General features: G+C 33.3%; 4 protein-coding genes. 3 read left to right on the forward strand and 1 reads right to left on the reverse strand.

Annotation, left to right across the window (positions count from 1 at the left end; translation table 11 throughout):
* On the forward strand, window positions 1-1737 hold a 1737-nt coding region (locus B3J44_RS00175; protein ID WP_286964752.1), incomplete at its 5' end, for an NADP-dependent isocitrate dehydrogenase.
* A 58-nt stretch (window positions 1738-1795) separates the two neighbouring features.
* On the opposite strand, the gene B3J44_RS00180 is transcribed toward B3J44_RS00175, so the two are convergent.
* Window positions 1796-2743: a helix-turn-helix transcriptional regulator gene (locus B3J44_RS00180; protein WP_286964754.1), complete on the reverse strand. Its 948-nt coding sequence runs from the start codon at window positions 2741-2743 to the stop codon at window positions 1796-1798.
* Window positions 2744-2850: 107 nt separating this feature from the next.
* On the opposite strand from B3J44_RS00180, the gene B3J44_RS00185 reads away from it, so the two are divergent.
* Window positions 2851-4080, forward strand: a complete 1230-nt coding sequence (locus B3J44_RS00185) for a macrolide family glycosyltransferase (protein ID WP_286964757.1) — start codon at window positions 2851-2853, stop codon at window positions 4078-4080.
* A 92-nt stretch (window positions 4081-4172) separates the two neighbouring features.
* On the forward strand, window positions 4173-5968 hold a 1796-nt coding region (locus tag B3J44_RS00190; RefSeq protein WP_286964760.1), incomplete at its 3' end, for a TonB-dependent receptor.

Here is a 5968-nt window from a genome sequence, read left to right on the forward strand (position 1 = left end):
ATGGGTGCTTGGTCTGCTGACTCAAAAACTAAAGTGGCTTCTATGTCAAGTGGCGATTTTTACGGAAGTGAAAAATCTGTTACTGTAAACGAAGCTAACGATGTAAAAATCGAATTTGTTGCTAAAGACGGAACTTCAACTGTTCTTAAAGCTAGTACTCCACTAAAAGCTGGTGAAATTATTGACAGCTCTGTTTTAAGTGTAAGCAAATTAAAAGCTTTTGCTGCTGATGTAATCGCTGAAGCTAAAGCTGCAGGAGTTTTACTTTCTGTACACTTAAAAGCTACAATGATGAAAGTTTCTGACCCAATTATCTTTGGCGCTATCGTTGAAGTATATTTTGCAGATGTTTTCAAAAAATACGCTTCTTTATTCGCTGAATTAAACGTTGATACAAGAAACGGTTTAGGCGATATCTACGCTAAAATTGCTGGAAGACCTGAGCAAGCTGAAGTTGAAGCTGCTATTGATCAAGCAATCGCAAACGGACCTGCTTTGGCAATGGTTAATTCTGATAAAGGAATTACAAACTTACACGTTCCATCTGATGTAATTGTTGATGCTTCTATGCCAGCAATGATCCGTACTTCTGGACAAATGTGGAACAAAGAAGGAAAAGCACAAGATACATTTGCTGTTATTCCAGATCGTTCTTACGCTGGAGTTTATACTGCAACGATCGATTTCTGTAAAAAACACGGTGCTTTTGATCCAAAAACAATGGGAAGTGTTCCTAACGTTGGATTAATGGCTCAAAAAGCTGAAGAATACGGATCTCACGACAAAACTTTCCAAATGAAAGCTGATGGTGTCGTACGTGTTGTTGATGCAAACGGAAATGTTTTAATGGAGCAAAACGTTGAGGCTAATGACATTTTCAGAATGTGTCAGGCAAAAGACGCTCCAATTCAAGACTGGGTTAAATTGGCTGTAAACAGAGCTCGTTTATCTAGCACTCCTGCTGTTTTCTGGTTAGACGAAAACAGAGCACACGATAGAGAATTAATCGTAAAAGTTCAAAAATACCTTAAAGACTACGATACTACAAACTTAGATATCCGTATTTTAAACCCGATTGCTGCTACTGAATTTACTTTAGACAGAATCATCAAAGGTTTAGATACTATCTCTGTAACAGGAAACGTTTTACGTGACTACTTAACAGATTTATTCCCAATTTTAGAATTAGGAACTTCTGCAAAAATGTTATCTATCGTTCCATTAATGAATGGTGGTGGATTGTTTGAAACTGGTGCTGGAGGTTCTGCTCCTAAACACGTTGAGCAATTTACAGAAGAAGGATATTTACGTTGGGATTCATTAGGAGAGTTTTTAGCTCTTGGCGCTTCTTTAGAGCATTTAGGACAAACTTTAGACAATTCTAAAGCGCTTGTTTTATCTGAGACTTTAGATCAAGCTAATGACAAATTCTTGGCTAACGATAAATCTCCAGCTCGTAAAGTAGGCCAAATCGATAACCGTGGATCTCACTTCTATTTAGCATTCTACTGGGCTCAAGCTTTGGCTGCTCAAACTAAAGATGCTGAATTAAAAGCGATCTTTACTCCAATTGCTGCTGAATTTGAAGCTAACGAAGCTAAAATCGATGCTGAATTAATTGGTGCTCAAGGTAAACCACAAAACATAGGAGGTTACTACCAACCAACTCCAGAATTAGTAAGCAAAGCAATGCGTCCAAGTGAAGCTTTCAACGCTATTGTTGCTAAAATTAAATAATTCAGAATACATTTTGTATTTTAAATAACAAAAGGACAACTCACAAGGTTGTCCTTTTTCATTTTAAAGAAATAGACAAAGCAGAATATTTTTTAGGTTTCATTCCTATATGTTTTTCAAATATTCTGGAAAAGTGACTTAAATTAGAAAATCCTAATCGATAACCTGTTTCAGAAACTGATAATTTTTCTTCCCGAATTAAATAAGCTGCCTCATTCATTCGAAGCACCTGATAATAATTATAAATACTATTTCCGAATATTTGTTTGAACAACTTATTCATTTTACTTTCGCTCATATTCCAGAAAGAAGCCAGATTTACCAAATCAGGAGGATTGCTTAAATCAGTACTTAAAGAATCTTTTATTGCATACATTGTTTTTACATCAGACACATTTAAAAGATAACTAGTCACGCTTTCTCTTTTTGATAATTCAGACAAAAAAAGATAAATCATTTCTTCCGCTTTTAACTTCAGATAAAAATGACTCAATTGCTCCTTTTCATCTTTCAAAGCAATTTTATTGGCTAACTGCTGAATTTCATTAGAAATAATATGATCATATAAATAAGGTTTATCTCTTAAGGTTATACTCGCTAGAAATTTGTTTTCATCTTGAGCATTAATCCAAGTCTTTAATAAATCCATGTGGATTGTGATTACAATTGTATTGATTTTTGTCTCTTTAGGAATAAGAATCTCAATATCAATGTCTCCCGCAGATACTTGCACAGAAGGAATTGTAACACCCTGATTAGCATGTTTCTTATAATCTTGCTGAAACAAATTTCTAAAGCTAAAAGTGATCTCATCTTTTCTAGAATCTCCGCCAGTTCGTTTGATCGTCATTTCTTCTTTAAACTCACACTGACTAATCATCATATTCATTTGAGAAGAAAAATTAAACGATCTTATCGAACCTTTACCATAACTTTCAGGTAAAACAAACAGTCCATTATCAGATTTGGTTTTGGTAAATGCTGCGAGTTTTTCTATTAAGCCCATTTTAATTTTCTAATTAAAAATACTATTTACGACTATTTATAAAACAAAAATAGCTATTTTATCATTTTAACGTATTTTAATTTTGCTAAAACAAAAATTTAATAATTATGTCAAAAGCATTATTCCTAAGTATTCCATCTCATGGACACATGAATCCAATGATGGGTTTAGCAAACGAATTAATCCTTCAGGGAGAAAAAGTCACCTTTTTCAGCTCTGAAGAATTCAAAAAATCAATCGCAGAATTAGGTGCTGAATTTATAAGCTATAAAGAAGATCTAAACATTTTTCAAAAGAAAGAAGAAAAGCCAAGCGAAGAGCAATCAAAAAAGAAATCCTTAAAAGGACTTGCAAGTGCTTTTTTGCATCCTGAGATTTTTATAGATGATGTTTTAAATGAAATCGGAGATCGAAATTTTGATTACATCGTCTTTTCGGCCGCTTATCCTTACGCAAAACTTATTTCTCAAATTTTACAGATTCCAGCAATTTCCTCTTATGCTGTATTTGCAACTAAAGAGGAACTGTTCAACAAAAAAACAGCCCCTGAAACAGAATCTCAGAAAAAAGGTCCTTTCGGATTAAATCCTGAGATCATGCAAGAATTCAAAAAAGTACGCGAAAATCTAATTTTAAAACACAAAATACAAATCCCCGAAAATATGATGGATTTGCTGTTTAATAAAGGAGATTTAAATATCATTTATACTTCGAAATATTTTATTAGAAATATTGACAATTATGACGAAAACTTCATTTTTATAGGCCCTCCAGTTTATAAAAAGAAATATACTGTCGACTTTCCGTTTGAAAAAATTGAAGGCAAAAAAGTAATCTACATTTCTTTAGGAACAATTTTCAGCAACCATTCAACAGATTTAAACCATATGTTTTTCAAAGCTTTTGCAGATACTGAATATGTTGTAGTTATGGCCGCACATAAAGTAAATCTTATTGAAACAGAAATTCCTAAAAACTTTATTATTAGAGATTATGTACCACAATTAGAAATTTTAAAACATACCACTGCAGCCATTACTCATGGCGGCATGAACAGCATGGGTGATTTATTGTATTACAACGTTCCTTTTATTTCAATTCCGTTAGGAGCCGATCAATTTTTCTTATCTAACCGCGCCGAAGAACTTGGAGCAACCATTGTACTCGATACCAATACAATTACTCCAGAAACAATTAAAAATTCAGTCGAAAAAATACTGGTAAATTCAAGTTACAACGAGAATAGCACCAAAATAAGTGACTCATTTAAAAGTGCTGGCGGGTATAAAAAAGCGGCAGAAGAAATCTTTAAACTAAAAAATAGACAAAGCCTGTAACAAAATCAGGCTTTTCTTAACTTATGTTTAACAAAGGTTCTATAAGAATATTTAGTAAGAATTTGTTATCTATGTAAATCAAAATCAATATAATGATTACAAAAGATACTTGCGCATTTCTTCTTTTTATTTTAACAATCTTCACCTCTTTTGCGCAGGAAAAATTTACTCTAAGCGGAACTATCAGCGATAGCAAAAACAACGAAACTTTAATTGGAGTTAATATCTTTATCCCTGCCTTAAAAACAGGAACCACAACCAACGAATACGGCTTTTACTCTCTTTCTGTGCCAAAAGGAGAATACGAAATAGAAATTAGTTATGTTGGGTATCAAACCATTCAAAAAAACATCATTTTAAATCAGAATACAAAAAGCAATTTTTCGATTAAAGAAGGTGGCGAAGAATTACAAGAAGTCGTCATTACAGAAAATAAGGGCAAATCAAACATTAAAACTCCAGAAATGAGTGTAAACAAACTCTCAATTTCGACCATAAAAAAAATGCCCGTGGTCTTAGGAGAAGTTGATGTCTTGAAATCTATTTTATTGCTTCCCGGCGTTACCAATGCAGGCGAAGGCGCTTCTGGTTTTAATGTTCGCGGGGGCGGTGCCGATCAGAACCTGATTCTCTTGGATGAAGCAACTATTTTTAATTCGTCACACGTTTTCGGATTCTTTTCTGTTTTTAATCCTGATGCCATCAAAGATTTAAAATTATATAAAGGAGGAATTCCTGCACGCTATGGCGGAAGAGCTTCTTCTGTTTTAGAAATTTACCAGAAAGACGGAAGCAGTAAGGATTTTCACTTGAATGGCGGAATCGGATTAATTTCAAGCCGCTTACTAGCTGAAGGTCCAATTGTAAAAGACAAAGGTTCTTTTTTAATTGGAGGAAGAGCTTCTTATGCGCATCTTTTCCTTAAATTCTCTGAAAAAGATAAAGATAATGCCGCTTATTTTTATGATTTAAACACCAAATTAAGCTATAAACTCAACGATAATAACAGCTTGTATTTGTCTGGATATTTTGGCAGAGACGTTTTTAGATTAAACAAAAGTTTTACCAATACGTACGGAAATTCAACTTTAAATTTGAGATGGAATCATTTGTATTCTGATAAATTGTTCTCCAATCTTTCTTTAATCTACAGTGACTATTATTACGGATTAGATCTTGATTTTGTAGGTTTCAATTGGGATTCTGGAATTAAAAATTACAATATCAAATACGATTTCAAACATTATCTTTCAGATAAGCTAAAACTGAATTATGGTGTAAACGGCATATATTACGATTTTAATCCCGGAACTATAAAACCAACTGGAGAAGATTCGGGAATTAATCCAGATCAACTGGACAGAAAATATGCTTTTGAACCTTCTGTATATTTAGATGCAGAAAGTCAGCTTTCTAAAAAAATCACTATTGCCTACGGATTGCGTTACAGTTTATTTTACAGATTAGGCGCTTCGACTATTAATTATTACGATAATAATGAGCCTGTAGTTTTTAATCCAGATATGCAAATTTACGAAAAAGGCACACCAACTTCAACTCAGTATTTTGGTAAAAACAAAGTCATTCAGAGTTATAACAATTTAGAACCTCGATTTTCTGTTTCTTATCAATTAAACCAAGACCAATCATTGAAGGCGAGTTATAATAGAATGGCACAATATCTCCAATTAATTTCCAATACCTCATCTCCTACTCCGCTAGATGTCTGGATGCCAAGTGACAATTACATTAAACCCCAACTTGCAGATCAAGTAGCTTTAGGTTATTTCAGAAATTTTTATAATGACGCTTATTCTCTAGAAGTAGAAACCTATTATAAAAAAATACAAAACAGATTAGATTATATAGATGGTGCCGATTTAATTGC

Origin of the sequence: Flavobacterium sp. UBA4854 (genome assembly GCF_002399805.1) — a bacterium.
GTDB classification, from domain to species: Bacteria; Bacteroidota; Bacteroidia; order Flavobacteriales; family Flavobacteriaceae; genus Flavobacterium; species Flavobacterium ginsengisoli.